The 14589-nt window shown below is 65.7% G+C and carries 9 protein-coding genes; 6 read left to right on the forward strand and 3 right to left on the reverse strand.

The features are described 5' to 3' along the window. The first annotated feature begins 347 nt into the window (after positions 1-347). The 3 genes from exaC (at position 348) to G7Y85_RS00495 (ending at position 5121) form a co-directional block, all read left to right on the forward strand. Positions 348-1877 carry an acetaldehyde dehydrogenase ExaC gene (gene exaC, locus G7Y85_RS00485; RefSeq protein ID WP_166250656.1) on the forward strand — a complete coding sequence of 510 codons (1530 nt, stop codon included), beginning with the start codon at positions 348-350 and terminating at the stop codon, positions 1875-1877. 148 nt (positions 1878-2025) lie between these two features. After that, positions 2026-4404 carry a TonB-dependent receptor gene (locus tag G7Y85_RS00490; RefSeq protein WP_166250657.1) on the forward strand — a complete coding sequence of 793 codons (2379 nt, stop codon included), beginning with the start codon at positions 2026-2028 and terminating at the stop codon, positions 4402-4404. A gap of 159 nt (positions 4405-4563) precedes the next feature. Continuing rightward, the gene (locus tag G7Y85_RS00495; protein ID WP_166250658.1) at positions 4564-5121 is read left to right on the forward strand and encodes a hypothetical protein; all 558 of its coding nucleotides are present in this window, start codon (positions 4564-4566) and stop codon (positions 5119-5121) included. Positions 5122-5293: 172 nt separating this feature from the next. Here G7Y85_RS00495 and G7Y85_RS00500 read toward each other — a convergent pair whose 3' ends face one another. After that, positions 5294-6511: a c-type cytochrome gene (locus G7Y85_RS00500; RefSeq protein ID WP_166250659.1), complete on the reverse strand. Its 1218-nt coding sequence runs from the start codon at positions 6509-6511 to the stop codon at positions 5294-5296. A 7-nt stretch (positions 6512-6518) separates the two neighbouring features. Then, entirely contained in the window at positions 6519-8249 is a 1731-nt protein-coding gene (locus G7Y85_RS00505; protein WP_166250660.1) for a methanol/ethanol family PQQ-dependent dehydrogenase, read from the reverse strand. A gap of 572 nt (positions 8250-8821) precedes the next feature. Here G7Y85_RS00505 and G7Y85_RS00510 point away from each other — a divergent pair. Then, entirely contained in the window at positions 8822-10057 is a 1236-nt protein-coding gene (locus G7Y85_RS00510; RefSeq protein WP_166250661.1) for a porin, read from the forward strand. A 156-nt stretch (positions 10058-10213) separates the two neighbouring features. On the opposite strand, the gene G7Y85_RS00515 is transcribed toward G7Y85_RS00510, so the two are convergent. Continuing rightward, entirely contained in the window at positions 10214-11251 is a 1038-nt protein-coding gene (locus tag G7Y85_RS00515) for a type IV pilus assembly protein FimV (protein ID WP_166250662.1), read from the reverse strand. Positions 11252-11364: 113 nt separating this feature from the next. On the opposite strand from G7Y85_RS00515, the gene G7Y85_RS00520 reads away from it, so the two are divergent. Then, positions 11365-13506 carry an EAL domain-containing protein gene (locus G7Y85_RS00520; RefSeq protein WP_166250663.1) on the forward strand — a complete coding sequence of 714 codons (2142 nt, stop codon included), beginning with the start codon at positions 11365-11367 and terminating at the stop codon, positions 13504-13506. Between the two features lie 148 nt (positions 13507-13654). Then, positions 13655-14584, forward strand: coding sequence for a histone deacetylase family protein (locus G7Y85_RS00525; RefSeq protein WP_166250664.1), 930 nt, complete (start codon positions 13655-13657; stop codon positions 14582-14584). Positions 14585-14589 lie beyond the last annotated feature (5 nt).

Consider the following 14589-nt stretch of genomic DNA (forward strand, 5'->3'; position numbering starts at 1 on the left):
CTGTCGTGTGGCCGCCGGCTAGCAAGTCGGATGCCATCGCCTTGTTTCTGTTCAATGACGCTATGCCCCAGTGTGGCGGACGTCAATCGCGACGCATTGACGCAGATCAATCTGTCCCATCGGCGTGACAGTGCAAACGACGGGCGCGCGCCGCTGCCGTGACAGCAGGCGCCGCTGCGGCGGGTGGCCTTTTCCGAATTCCCCGCAAATTCAGCGTGATTGCCGCTTGGCCTGCTTCTTGCCATCGCGCCGGCCGTCGCGGGTGCAGGGCATCCGCAAGGCCGCTGGCGTCGCTGTGACGGCACGACCTGCAACACATCACGAACCGCATCAATCGAGGAGATCCAATGAACGCAGTCACTTCCGTCCGGCCGCAGGCCAACGATCCGTCCGCCATCTTCAAGGCCCGCTACGAGAACTTCATCGGCGGCAAGTGGGTCGCGCCGGTGGGCGGCCAGTACATCGAGAACGTCAGCCCGGTGACCGGCAAGGTCTTTACCAGGGTTGCGCGTTCGCAGGCGGCGGATGTCGAACTGGCGCTCGATGCTGCGCACGCGGCCAAGGACGCCTGGGGCCGCACCTCGCCGGCGCAGCGCTCGAACGTGCTGCTGAAGATCGCCGACCGCATCGACCAGAACCTCGAACTGCTCGCGCACGCCGAGACCTGGGACAACGGCAAGCCGATCCGCGAGACGCTGAATGCCGACATCCCGCTCGCCGCCGATCACTTCCGCTACTTCGCCGGCGTGCTGCGCGCACAGGAAGGCAGCATCAGCGAGATCGACGACAACACCATCGCCTATCACTTCCACGAACCACTCGGCGTCGTCGGCCAGATCATCCCGTGGAATTTCCCGATCCTGATGGCGGCGTGGAAACTCGCCCCGGCGATCGCCGCCGGCAATGCCGTCGTGCTCAAGCCGGCCGAGCAGACGCCGGCCAGCATTCTCGTGCTCGCCGAACTGATCCACGATCTGCTGCCGGCCGGTGTACTCAACATCGTCAACGGTCTCGGCCATGAAGCGGGCAAGGCGCTCGCCACCAGCACCCGCATTGCCAAGATCGCGTTCACCGGCTCGACCTCGGTCGGCAAGTTGATCGCGGGCTATGCCGCCGAGAACCTGATTCCGGCGACGCTCGAACTCGGCGGCAAGTCGCCGAACATCTTCTTCGAGGACATCATGGCGGCCGACGACGATCTGCTCGACAAGGCCATCGAAGGCTTCGTGCTGTTCGCCTTCAACCAGGGCGAAGTCTGCACCTCGCCGAGCCGTGCGCTGGTGCAGGAGAGCATCTACGAGAAGTTCATCGAGCGTGCGCTCAAGCGCGTTGCGGCGATCAAGCAGTCCAATCCGTTCGATCACAACACGCAGATCGGTGCGCAGGCCTCGACCGAGCAGATGGAAAAGATCCTCGGCTATATCGAGATCGGCAAGCAGGAAGGCGCGGAGCTGCTGATCGGTGGCGAGCGCAACACCGATACCGCCGATCTGGCCAGCGGCTACTTCATCAAGCCGACCGTGTTCAAGGGCCACAACAAGCAGCGCATCTTCCAGGAAGAAATCTTCGGGCCGGTGCTCGCGGTGACTACCTTCAAGGACGAGGCCGAAGCGCTGGCGATCGCCAACGACACGCCGTACGGCCTGGGGGCCGGTGTCTGGACGCGTGACGGTTCGCGGGTCTACCGCTTCGGTCGCGGCATCCAGGCGGGACGCGTCTGGGTCAACAACTACCACGCGTATCCGGCGCATGCGGCCTTCGGTGGCTACAAGCAGTCGGGCATCGGCCGCGAGACGCACAAGCAGATGCTCGATCACTACCAGCAGACCAAGAACATGCTGGTGAGCTACTCGCCGAAGGCGCTCGGGTTCTTCTGAGTCCGGAGCTGCGGTCGATGAAAGCTTCGCGCGCTCTCCCCATCGTGCAAACGATGGGGAGAGGCGGCGCGAAGACCCGAGCGTTTCCACGACGAAACGCCGCGCGCGACGCCGAAGGGCGGGCGCACAGCATGAGGAGGGCAGCAGGATGCGGACGCCGACGCGCATGTTGGTGCCGGTCGCACTGACCGTTGCGGCCATGCAGCCTGCGTGGGGCGAGGAGCCGTTCGCTGCGTCACCGTCTGAAGCAGTACCGGTTTCGGCGCTTGCGCCGATCGCCGAAGTCGTGGTCGTCGGCACGACGCCGATGCCCGGCAGCGGCATCGACATCGACAAGGTGCCGAGCAATGTGCAGACGATGTCGGCGCGCGATCTCGATCGTCCGGGCGGCGCCGGGCTGGTGCCGGATGCGGCGTCCGATCGCATGGGCAGCGTCAGCCTCGAAAGCGAGCAGGGCAACCCTTACCAACCGGATTTCGTCTATCGCGGCTTCGCGGCATCGCCGATTTCCGGTGTTGCCCAGGGTTTGGCGGTCTATCAGGACGGCACGCGCATCAACGAGGCCTTCGGCGACTCGGTGAACTGGGATCTCGTGCCGATGTTCGCGGTCGATCGCCTGAGCGTGCAGGGCAACAACCCGGTATTCGGCCTCAACGCGCTCGGCGGCGCGGTGACGCTGGACATGAAGGACGGGTTCAACAGCGCTGGTAGCGAGCTGCAGATATCCGGCGGCACCTGGCATCAGCGCGCCGGCTACGCGGGCAGTGCAGCGCGCTCCGGCAACTTCGGCTTCTACGCCGGTGTCGGTGGTTTCGACGACGACGGCTTTCGCGATCGTTCGCACACGATCATCCGCCAGGCCTACGCCGATGCCGGCTACGAGGACGACACGCGCACCTTGCACCTGACGTTCTCCGGTGCCGACAACGCGATCGGCGCGGTCGGCCCGACGCCGATCGAAATGCTGGCCGCCGATCCGAAGTCGGTGTTCACGTATCCACAATCGATGCACAACGAAGCCGCGCTCGTGCAGCTGCGCGGCAGCCTGAAGTGGAGCCAGACGCAGAGCCTGGCGGCGCAGGCCTACTACCGGCGCTTCGAGCAGCGCCTGATCGATGGCAACACCACCGATGTCGAAGCCTGCCAGAACGATGCCGGCTGGTTCTGCCTCGAAGGCGGGGCGCAGTATCCGGACGATGCGCTGTACGACGACAGCGGTCGCCGCGTGCCCACGTCGGTACTGGCCGACGGCGCGACCGCCGGCGAACTCGACCGCACGCATACGAAAACCGACGGCCTGGGCATTTCAGTGCAATGGACGCTGACCGCACCGCTGTTCGGCCTGCCGAATCACTTCGTCGCCGGCGCATCCGAAGATCGCGGCAGCACCGGTTACGGCGCCGATGGCGAACTGGGCATGCTGGCCGACGATCTCGGCGTTACCGGCGCCGGCGTGATCATCGATCAGGGTCGGAGCGCGACTGCCGCGCCACCGATCGTCGCGCCAGTGCGCTTGCGGGCGCGCAACGTCTACAGCGGCGTCTACCTCACGAACACGCTGGATCTGACACCTGAACTGGCCTGGTCGCTGAGCGGCCGTTACAACCGTGCCGACATCAGCCTGCGCGACCGTCGCGGCGACACGCTGGACAGCGACAATCACTTCGAGCGTTTCGATCCAGGTAGCGGCGTCACCTACCGGATCAGCGAAACCGCGACGGCCTATGCCGGCTGGTCGCAGGCCAATCGCGCGCCGACCGCGGGCGAGCTGAATTGCGCAGACCCGGAATCGCCGTGTCTGCTTGGTGCTTTCCTGGTGGACGATCCGCCGCTCAAACAGGTTGTTTCCAACACCTGCGAAGCCGGCTTGCGCGGCCATGTCGCAAGCGGCCTGCCGGGCCGGCTGAGCTGGAAGGCCGGCCTGTTCCGCACCGACAATCGCGACGACATCCTGCTGCTTGCCACCGCGATCAACGGCTTCGGCTATTTCAGCAATGCCGGCAAGACGCGCCGCCAGGGCGTCGAAACGGCTATCGGCTACGAACTCGCACACTGGGAATTCCACGCCAGCTACAGTTTCATCGACGCGACGTTCCGCAACGCGCTGACGATCGCGTCCAACAGCCCGTCGGCCGATGACGACGGCAACATCACCGTTCAGCGCGGCGACCACATTCCGCTGATGCCGCGTCATCGCTTCACGCTGCAGGCCGATTACAAGCGCCGGCGCTGGAGCGTCGGCAGTGAACTGCGCGCGGTCGGCAGGCAGTATTACGCCGGCGATGCGTCGAACCAGCAGAAACCGCTCGGCGGCTATGCGACCGTCGATCTGCACGGCGAATTCGCCGTGACGAAAAAGCTGCGGTTGTTCGCCGACGTCGAAAACCTGCTGGACCGGAGCTACTACACCTACGCAACCTACGCCGAACTCGACGGCCTGCCGGACCGCGTCGATCTGAGCGACCCGCGCACGCTGAGCCCGTCGCCGGGACGTGCGATCTACGGCGGCCTGCGTTTGAGTTTCTGAGCGCGAGGCAACGTTCGCAGAATGCGGAGCGTTCCGTCGTCCGCAATCGACGGGATGCTCAGCTGCCCCCGTCCTACAATCCGTCCTGGCTGGGGATGCGTTGCGCTGCCCCTGCCTTGCGATGCCGCAAATCTTGTCTCACACGAAAATGAGCGCCCGATGCGGAAATGGATTGGAATATGCGTCCTCGACATTTTGCTGCTGGTCTGCAGTTCCCCTTCCGCGCTCGGCGTAACGCTGCGCTTCACTTATGCGCCGCTCAACTATGCGGCATTCGCTTTGATGCTCGGCTTTCTGCCTGTCGCCGTCATTGCCGCTGGCTCAAAGGCAAGCGGTCGCTTGCTTACCTGGTTGCTTTGCACCGCTGGCTTCCTGCTTCTGCTCCCGGCGCTGGCACTGAGCGGCATAGCCTGCCTCATGCTCGCCGATGTGGCCTGGTCGGGTGCGGACGATTCGTCGGTGAAGATTGCCGAGCTGAAAACTGCCAGCGCCGATTTTCGTGCCTATAGAACGGACTATGGTGCGACGACTGATTTTGGCGTTGTGCTGCAACGAGAGGCGCCGATCATGCTGGGATTGTCTCTGGTCTCCGTCGAGTGTGCCTACTACCATGCCGCCGCGGCGTCTCTGCGCCGGCTGTCTGATGCTCGTGGCGTGATGACGGTAGAGGCCTATGGCAACGGCTACCCGCAACGAATTTGCGAATTCGATATCTAGCAAGGTCTAGGGCGGGCGTATCATGCCATTCGTGGTGTCGGACGCGTGTGACAGGCGAGGTACGCTGTGCTGCTCCCGCCCTTGGTCTGCAGCGTTTGCAACGGATTCCATGTCGAATCGCGACAACGAAAAAGGCGACCTTGCAGTCGCCTTTTTCGTTGTCGCGCGGGTTTCAGTTCGACGCTTGTTGCGTGTGTTCGCGATAGACGAGCCTGACGGTGGACTTCAAGGCGCTGTCGAAGGTCAATGCGGTGCTGCCGGCGGGGTAGCCGTTCTGCTGCAGGATGTAGGCCATGACGTTGACGTAGTCTTCGTGCGGCAGCGTGCCGGGCGCCGGTGCCGGCATGTTTTCCGAAACGATCTTGAAGATGTCGCCGACGTGGAAATTGGCTTCAGGGTTGGCGAAGGTCGCCCCTTTCAGCGCCGGTCCGGCGCGGCCCTCCAGATCGGGACCGTGGCAGATCGCGCAGTTGCTGCGGAACGTGGCGCGTCCGGTTTCCGCCTGCTGGACGGTGTACAGACCGACATCGCCGTTGTGCGCGACCGCATCGGAGACCTTGATCAGACGGCCGGGCATGGACGCCTGGCTGCGCAGCGCGACCTTGTGCGGCGTCGCCACTTGCGCACCGCCGGCCACTTCGCCGTACGGCATCAGTAGTTTCTGCAGGCGACCGTCACGACGCAAGGCGTCGACACCCTGTTCGAACTGCTGCGCGACCGCCTCGGAATCCGCGCTGTACAGCGCCACCAGATTCCACTGGGCATGCGGTTCGGCCAGCGGCGACACCTGCAGCTTGCGGCCGGCGGTCTTGTCGAGATGACCGGCGACGTAGGGCATCCACAGCATCGCAGCGGCAACATCGCCGTGCGCGACGGCCTTCAGGGTTTCGTCGTCGGTCGTGAAGATCTGCGCCGTGATGCGCGGATGCGCGGAGAAGTACAGGTTCGGCGTGGTCATGTAGGTCACGGCGACTTCACTGCCTTTCGGCAATTGATCGAGCGTGGTTGCCGCATTCCGCGGCGTCACGAGCACGAAACCGGTGTGCGCATAGGCATCGGTCGCGTGCGTGCCGTCCGGCGCAACGCCGCCTTGCGCGTCGAGCGGAAAGCCCATGACGAGCTGGCAGCGGCTGGCGAGCAGCTTCGGGAAGGTCGACAGTGCGAGGCCGTCGTCGTCGTCGCCACTGCCGTCGAACGGCACGATGCTGGCCTGCAGACCTTGCTGCTTTGCCACCGCCTGCGCGATGCCGGCATCCATGGCCTTGACCGGGCTGCTCTGATCGACACAGACGCGCAGTTCCGCCGCCTCCGCGCTGCGGTGCGTGAGCACCGCAGCGAAGAAGGCCGCCGGAATCAGCCGCAGGACGATGCGATTGATGGGCGTGGGCATGGCGATTTCACTCCAGCGCGAACACGTAGAGATGACCGCCGACCGGGATGTCCATCACGTCCGGCACCATGTCGCCGCCCCAGATCGGCACGCCGCCGCCCCAGCCAGCCCAGATCGCGACGTACTGCTTGTCGTCGACGCGGTAGGTGGTCGGTACGCCGATGATGCCGGAGGAGAGCTGCTCGCTCTTCCACAACACCTTGCCGGTCTTCGCGTCGAATGCCATGAAGTAGCCGTCCGCGGAACCGGAGAACACCAGGCCGCCGGCCGTTGCCAGCGTGCCGTCACTCCACGGCAGGGCGCTCTCGTAGTTCCAGACCTGCTTGCCGGTATCGAGGTCGATGGCCTGCACCGCGCCCCAGTTCTTGTTGTCCGGATCGTGGACCACCTTGAACGACTCGCCGAGGAACGGCAGGCCGGCCTTGTAGTTGACGGTGCCGCCCTTCATCGTCATGCACGAGTGCAGCGTCGGCACGTAGGCCATGTGCGTCTGCGGGCTGATCGAGATCGGCCACCAGTTCTTGCCGCCGAGGAAGCTCGGGCAAGTGAACACTTCCTTGTCGACGGTCGGACGCAGATCGTTGTCGGTGTACGGCTTGCCATCCTTGAAGCCGGCCACAGAGGTGGCATGCGCGAACTTCTCGGCATAGATCAGCTTGCCGTTGGTGCGATCGATCGCGTAGAACCAGCCGTTGCGGCTGGCGCTGACGACAGCCTTGTACGGCTTGCCCTGATAGTTGATGTCGGTGACGACGGTTTCGTTGGTGCCGTCGTAGTCCCAGGTGTCGTTCGGCGTGTACTGGTAGTGCCACTTGACCTTGCCGTCGGCCGGGTTCATCGCGATCACCGAATCCGTGTACAGGTTGTCGCCCGGACGCAGCGTCGCCAGCCACGGTCCCGGATTGCCGACGCCCCACAGCAGCGTGTCGGTTTCCGGATCGTAGGTGCCGGTCAGCCAGGCCGCGCCGCCGCCGGTCTTGTAGGCGCCCTTCGGCCAGGTGTCGCCACCCGGCTCGTTCGGCGCCGGAATCGTGTAGGTCTTCCAGGCCATCTTGCCGGTCCCGGCATCCAGTGCCTCGACGAAGCCGCGCGCGCCGTACTCGCCGCCGGACACGCCGACCACGACCTTGCCCTTGACGATCAGCGGCGCGAGCGTCATCGCATAACCGACGTCGGGCGCGTTGAGCTTCTCCTGCCACTGGACCTTGCCGGTCTTGGCATCGAGGGCGACGACATGGTTGTCGAGCGTCGCCATGTAGACCTTGTCCTCGTAGAGGGCGACACCGCGATTGACGACATCGCAGCAGACCGTCTTCAGGCCGACCTTGGACAGGTCGTGCTCATACTTCCAGATCAACTTGCCGGTGGTCGCGTCGAGCGCGATCAGGCGGTTCTTCGGCGTGGTGACGAACATCATGTTGCCGTTGACGATCGGCGCGGCCTCGTGGCCGGTTTTCAGATCGCTCGTGTAATCGAACACGACCTTGAGTCTGGCGACGTTGCCGGTATTGATGTTGTCGAACGGCGCGTAGCCGTCGCTCGCGTAGTCACGGCGGTACATCAGCCAGCCGTCATCGCTTGCCGCCTTGGCGAGCCGTTCGCTCGTCACGCTCGGGTAATCGGCCGCCTGGGCCACGCTGGCGATGGCCGGTGCCAGCACCGACGCCAGCGCCGCGCCGCACAGCAGCAGCCGGCGTCTGGCCGGGCTGGTCGGTGAACCCCATGTTGTCGCACGCATCTTGTTCTCCTCTCGGGTGTTGCCCATTCGGGCCTGTTGAATCGCTTGCCTGGATGCGACTGCAGGAGCATCCGGCAGCGCACGGGCGCGGCGAAAAGCAACTTCGATGCCACCGTGAGAAAGGCCGCGAGCGCCAGTGAAAACCGTCCCTTGGCGGTGTTTTCCGCGTACTGCACGGACGACGAGGCGTGACGTGACGGACAGGCTGTCATCGCCGCGGGTCACTGTGTCACGCCGATGCCACGGCGCCGCGAACGCCGTCGGCGAGGTCCGGTTGCGCAGCTGATCGGGCCAGTGTCACCAGGCTGTCCCGCAGACGACGCGGTGATCGTCACCAGCCTGCAACAACCGCCGGCGGCATCGTCGTTCCTGGCGGCCGATCGTCGCAAAACCCCGGCAGAAACAGCTGCCGCAGCGGCAATTCGCGGTTGGCATGTCGCTTGCTCCACGGCGCGCCGCCGTTGCGAGCGCGACGTCCGGCGACAGCCGTGGCGACAGGCGCGCAGGGCTTGTCGCCAGCCGGGCGGGTGCCCGGCGGCGTCGATCATTCCACAAGAGAGGAGAGCGTTTCGATGAAACATCTGAGTCCGCGTCACGCGGCGGCGCTGGCAGCGGTATCGCTGCTCGCCACGGGGAGCGCACAGGCGGTCGAACTGCAGGCCGGCGACTGGACGTTCACGGCCAACGGCAACGTCAATGTCCATTACATCCATTCGAGCTGCGAAAGCCACCCGCAAAGCATCGTCACGGTCGGCGGCGCCTGCTCGGTCGATGCCGGCGGCGAGAAGAACAGTTCGTCGATCAGCAACGGCCTGCTGCCGGCAGCACTGGTGTTCGGCGCCAGGACACAGCAGTCCGGTTACGACATCGCCGTGACCTTCGGCTTCTATCCGGGCATCAGCACCAACGACGGTGGCAGTCCGAACCTGCAGCAGAGCGGTTCGCTCGGCACCAATACCGCGCTGGGCACCACCGGTCTCGACGTGCGTCAGGTGTTCATGACGGTCGGCAATGCCGACATCGGCAGCTTCACGCTCGGCCGCAACTTCGGCCTGTTCGGCTTCGACGCGATCATCAACGACATGACGCTGCCGGGTGTCGGGGTCGCCGGCAGTGCATCGGGCGGTGCGCCATCGAACACCACATTGGGCTCGATCGGTTTCGGTTACATCTACACCGACACGCTGGCACAGATGAACTACACGACGCCCGACTTCCACGGCCTGACGCTGACGGCCGGCATCTTCGATCCGGTCGAGCCCTTGCTGCAGGGGGCGGCCACGGCCGAATCAGCGCCCGGCTTCCACGGCAAGCTCGCGTACAAGTCCGGCAACTACTACCTGTCGTCGAGCTTCATCAGCCAGTCGCAGCACCTGCCGAACGGCAGCAGCTATCAGGCATTCGGCGCCGACGTGACCGGCAAGGCCAAGCTGGGGCCCGTCGATCTGCTGGCCAGCTATTACCGCGGCAGCGGCATCGGCACCACCGGTCTGTTCGTGCTCGGCGACGACGGGCTCGGCAACAAGCGTGATTCCGATGGCTATCTGGTGCAGGGCACCTGGACGCTGGGCGCCACCAAGCTCGGCGTCAACTACGGTGTCAGCAAGCTGGACTTCGCCAATGACGGCGACCGTCTGGCAACGCCGAACCTGCTCGACAAGAACAGCAAGATCACGGCCGGCGTCTATCACGCTCTGACCAAGAACCTGACGGTGCTCGCCGAGTTCAGCGACGTCAAAACCGAAGGACACGACGGCAGCGACAACCGCAGCAACAACTTCAACGTCGGCGCCTACCTGGCGTTCTGATCCGTTTCTCCCCGCTGCAACGCAAGAACTGGCCGGGCATTTGCCCGGCCTTTTTTGCGGGTGTCGGATTGCGGGGCGCTTGCCTGGCCGCGCGCCTGTTCAGGCGGATCAAGGACGTCGGCGAGCGCAGCGCGCTTCAGCCGGCGTGTGTCGGCTTCAGGCGGACTGGAACTGCGCCCGCATCATCTGCTTGCTCTGCTTGCGCAGGCGGTGTGCGTGACCGAACAGCAGACTGGCCAGCAAGCACAGCAGCGCGAAAACCCGGAACGACGATTCGACGAATTCCGCGTCCGGACCGGCGGCGCGAGCCCTGGCGATGCGCGGGTCGAGTGCGCTGACCGGCATCGCCGGCGAGCCGACGGGCAGGGGCGCAGCGGCCGCGATATGGCTTGCTTCCGTTCGCGGCGCGGCAACCGTCGTCGACAGGGCGAGCGCCGGTGTTGCGGCTGCGGCCGATTCCCGGTCATCGGATGCCGCCGCGGGTTCGCTGTCGACACTGCCGGCGTCATCGGATACCGCCGCACCGTCGAGCAGGGCAAGGCTGGCGACCGACAGGTGGCTGCTGATCTGCAGGCCGTGCTGCGTGCCGTCGCCCTGCGTGGTCGGCGTCGACGGGCTTGCGCGCCGTGCGTGCCGGCCGGCGTGTCCTGCGGCCTTGCGATGCACCGGCGCCGGCTCGGTCGCCGGTGCCACCGCCGCGACCGCGGTTTCGGCTGCGACGGCCGGTTCGCTGTCGTCGCTCGCCGGCGAGGCCGGCGGGTTCGCAGCCGCGAGTCCGGCAGGCGGCGCGGTCTTGCCCGGTGGATCGAGCAGCACGGTGACGGTCCGTTGCAGATGGGTAGGGCCCTGCGAGACCTCGACGTCGAAGTCGAGCGCCGGTTCACGCATCGGGTGCAGTGAACGGACGTGCAGCAGCCAGACCTGCGGCGTGGCCGTTTCTTCCAGCTCGGTATCCAGTTCGTCGGCCGCGATCTGGCCGAGCGTGCCGACGCGGACGACCGCGCGCGGCGCTTCGCCGCCTTCGCCGACCACCGTCATCTTCAGGTCGAGCGCCTGTCCGAGTGCCGACTCGACGCGGGCATCGGAGACCGACAAGGCGAATGCCGGCGGGCAGGTCAAGATTGCGAGCAGACTGCCGACAACAAGCACGGAGGAAACCTGCTTTTGCGTCAGAACCTGCGAACCGGCGATCATTTCGTTCCGTAAAAATTACACATTGTAAATCAGAGTGTAGAATCCGGCCCGCTCGGCACCAGTGGTAAAAACATCCCACGCGGATGGGGATCGAACATGAAGAACGAGAGTCGATGAAAGTCCTCGAACGCCTGCGGGACTGGCTGGATGATCGGCGTGCCGTCTGGGGCGAACTCAATTACCAGATCTATGTCGCGCTGCTGATCTTCACCCTGGCGTTCATGGTCATCGGCATCGTGCTGACCTGCATGCTGATCCCGGCCGGCGGCGTATTCGTCTACGGCGAGCACATCCTGAGTGGCGCGCAAATGCGGCGGCAGGTGCTGTGGCCGTATCTGGGTGTCGTGGTGCTGATGACGGCGCTGATCTACATGCATCTCGTGCGGGTGCTGATCACGCCGGTCGAACGCATGCGTCGCCAGCTGCAGCAGCGGCGCGGCGTGAACGCGCCCGCGCAGGCCAACGCGCCGTATGACCGTCACGAAGTGCAGCTGCTTGAAGTCGCCGTGCAGAATGCACAGCGTCAGTTGCAGGATCGCCAGGCGCTGTTGCTGCAGCAGGCGGATTCGATCGGGCAGCTCGAGCAGAGTCGCAACCAGTCCGAGCTGCGGCATCGCGCGCTGCTCGATGCAGTCGGCGATGCCGTGCTTGAAGTCGACGCCGAGCTGCGCATCAGCGCCGCGTCGGCCGCTGCCGCGCAGCTGCTGATCGCCAACCGCAACGCCCTGATCGACAAGCCTCTGAAGGCGGCGGTGCGCCTGTTCGATGTCGGGCAGAAAGACTGGCTCAATCATCCGCTCGACGGCGCGATCGAACGTGTGCTGCGCAGCGACGCGGCCGTCCCTTGTCTGTTCGAGGCCTTGCTGCTGAACGATCGCAGCGAGGAAACGCGACTGACGATCATGGTCACGCCCTACGGCGGCGCCGCGCGCCAGGACGGTGGCGTGATCAGCCTGCGCGTCGAAGGCGACAGCGGACCGGCGATGGCGCCGCTGTCCGTCGCCGCCGCGGCGAGCGACCTCGAACACGGGCTGCCGAACAATCTTGCGTTCCGTCGCCGCGCGATGGCGCTGATCGAGTCGGCGCGGCATGACGCGCGCGAGCATACGGCGGCGATCTTCCTGATCGGCGGATTGCGCGACGAGGACGATCCCACCGATCAGCAGCGCCACACCCTGGCCGAGGTGCTGGCGCGCAATCTGCGCCGCAGCCTCGACGGCGACGCCGAGCTGTACCGGATCGGCGGCATCGCGTTCGGCATCCTCAAGCCCGATGCGCGTCCGGCTGCCATGCTCGACCTGTTCGAGACGATTCGCGCCCTCTGCCAGCTCGAGCTGTCGCGCCAGGTGTCCGGCGACGTCACGCTGACCGTGCGCTACGCGGCGAGCGGCCTCGATGCCAAGAGCGAAGGCATCGACGTGCTGATGAGCGAACTCGTCGCCCAGATCACCAATCGCATCGCCGTCGGCGTGCAGCCGCGTCAGTCCGACAGCATCGAGGGCGAGGGCGACCTGCTGGCGCGACGCGCGCAGTGGGTGTCCGAGCGCCTGCTCGATCGGCGCCTGCACCTGGTATCGCAGTCCGTGTTGCCGGCGGTGCCCAGCCACGACACGCTGCCGTGGCTGGAAGTGTTCGCGCGCATCGAGGACGACGACGGCCACTGGCTGGAACCCGCGCACTTCCTGAAAGCCGTCGAGCACGCCGGCGAAGCGGGCCGGCTCGATGCCGCCGTCTTTCAGCGCGTTCTCGAGACCTGCAGCAGCGCACCCGATCTGCTGACGCGTTACGCAGGCATCAGCCTCAACATCAGCGCGCAATCGCTGGGCGATGATTTCTTCCTCAATGAAGTGATCGGCCGGGCACGAGCCTCGGGCATCGCCGCGTCACGTTTCGCGGTCGAGATCGATCACGGTGCGATCCAGCTGTCGGCCGGCGCGCTGGCCGGGCTCGAGCTGTTGCGGGCGTCCGGCATTCGCACCATCGTCGACGGCTGCAACGATCTGCGCAGCCTGCGCCTGATGGCCAGCATCCAGCCGTTCCTGATCAAGCTCAGCGGCGACTTCATCGCCGCAGCCGAGCACGACTCGGTGATCGGCGCCGAGCTGCAGGCCATCATCTCGTCGGCCAAGGTCATGGGCGTGCTGCTGTCCGCCAAGAACGTTTCCGGGGCCGGACAATTCCGCAAGCTGGCGGAACTCGGCATCAGCTATGCGCAGGGCTCCGGCCTCGAGACCCTGGGGCCGATACTGGGCTGACACGCGGGCGCGGGCCGCTCGCCGCGTGGCGGCCGACGATCGACTCGCTTGACGACGATCAATGCCCGCGCGGCGTCGCGGTGCAATGCTGATTCCGTATGATCGATACGCAAGCCGACCGTGATCGTCCGATCGCCGCAGGAGACCGATGAGCGCGCCCCCCAGCTACTGGCTGTCGCATCCGAGCAGTCGCCTGCACCGGATGGAGGAAGGCCATCCCGAGTGTCCGGAACGGCTGGCCGCGATCGAGGACCGGCTGCTGGCCGGCGGTCTCGACTTTTTCCTGCGCCGGCTCGACGCTCCCGAGGCGCCGGTCGAAGCCCTGCTGCGGGTTCACGAAGCCGACCATGTCGAGTCGGTGCTGCGTACGCGGCCCGCCGAAGGCCTGGTGCACGTCGATCCGGACACCGCCATGAACGCGCATACCGCCGATGCGGCCCTGCATGCGGCCGGTGCCGGCGTGCTGGCGGTCGAACTCGTGCTGAGCTGCCGCGCCGGTTTCGTCTTCTGCGGCGTGCGACCGCCGGGCCATCACGCGGAGCGGCATCGCGCGATGGGGTTCTGTTTCTTCAACAACATCGCGGTCGCCGCCGCCGAAGCCCTGGCACGCGGCATCGGCCGTGTCGCCGTGCTCGATTTCGATGTGCACTACGGCAACGGCACCGCCGACATCTTTCGCGCCGAACCGCGCGTGCTGCTGTGCTCGACCTACCAGCACCCGCTTTATCCGGACTGGGCCGGAGATCCGGACGCACCGGGCCTCGTCGACGTCCCGCTGGCGCAGGGCGACGGCAGCGTCGCCTATCGCGCGGCGATCAGCGAGCACTGGCTGCCGGCGCTGCAGGAATTCGCGCCGGAGCTGCTGTTGGTCTCGGCTGGCTTCGATGCGCATATCCGCGATCCGCTCGGTGGCCTGCGCCTCAGCGACGAGGATTTCTACTGGACCGGACAGCAGATCCGCGACTTCGCCGCCGAGCACTGCGAGCATCGGGTGATCGCGATGCTCGAAGGCGGTTATGAGCCGCATGCGCTGGCGCGCTGTGTCGAGGCCTTCGTGCGGCCGTTCGTCGACGCCTGAGCTTC

The sequence above is a fragment of the Solimonas terrae genome (genome assembly GCF_011067135.1).
In the GTDB taxonomy this organism is placed as follows: Bacteria; Pseudomonadota; Gammaproteobacteria; order Nevskiales; family Nevskiaceae; genus Solimonas; species Solimonas terrae.

What these genes read in the sequence shown, in the direction of transcription:
- exaC (WP_166250656.1), top strand. Translation starts at nt 348, where the DNA reads ATGAACGCAGTCACTTCCGTCCGGCCGCAGGCCAACGATCCGTCCGCC.
- G7Y85_RS00490 (WP_166250657.1), top strand. Translation starts at nt 2,026, where the DNA reads ATGCGGACGCCGACGCGCATGTTGGTGCCGGTCGCACTGACCGTTGCG.
- G7Y85_RS00495 (WP_166250658.1), top strand. Translation starts at nt 4,564, where the DNA reads ATGCGGAAATGGATTGGAATATGCGTCCTCGACATTTTGCTGCTGGTC.
- G7Y85_RS00500 (WP_166250659.1), bottom strand. Translation starts at nt 6,511, where the DNA reads ATGCCCACGCCCATCAATCGCATCGTCCTGCGGCTGATTCCGGCGGCC.
- G7Y85_RS00505 (WP_166250660.1), bottom strand. Translation starts at nt 8,249, where the DNA reads ATGCGTGCGACAACATGGGGTTCACCGACCAGCCCGGCCAGACGCCGG.
- G7Y85_RS00510 (WP_166250661.1), top strand. Translation starts at nt 8,822, where the DNA reads ATGAAACATCTGAGTCCGCGTCACGCGGCGGCGCTGGCAGCGGTATCG.
- G7Y85_RS00515 (WP_166250662.1), bottom strand. Translation starts at nt 11,251, where the DNA reads ATGATCGCCGGTTCGCAGGTTCTGACGCAAAAGCAGGTTTCCTCCGTG.
- G7Y85_RS00520 (WP_166250663.1), top strand. Translation starts at nt 11,365, where the DNA reads ATGAAAGTCCTCGAACGCCTGCGGGACTGGCTGGATGATCGGCGTGCC.
- G7Y85_RS00525 (WP_166250664.1), top strand. Translation starts at nt 13,655, where the DNA reads ATGAGCGCGCCCCCCAGCTACTGGCTGTCGCATCCGAGCAGTCGCCTG.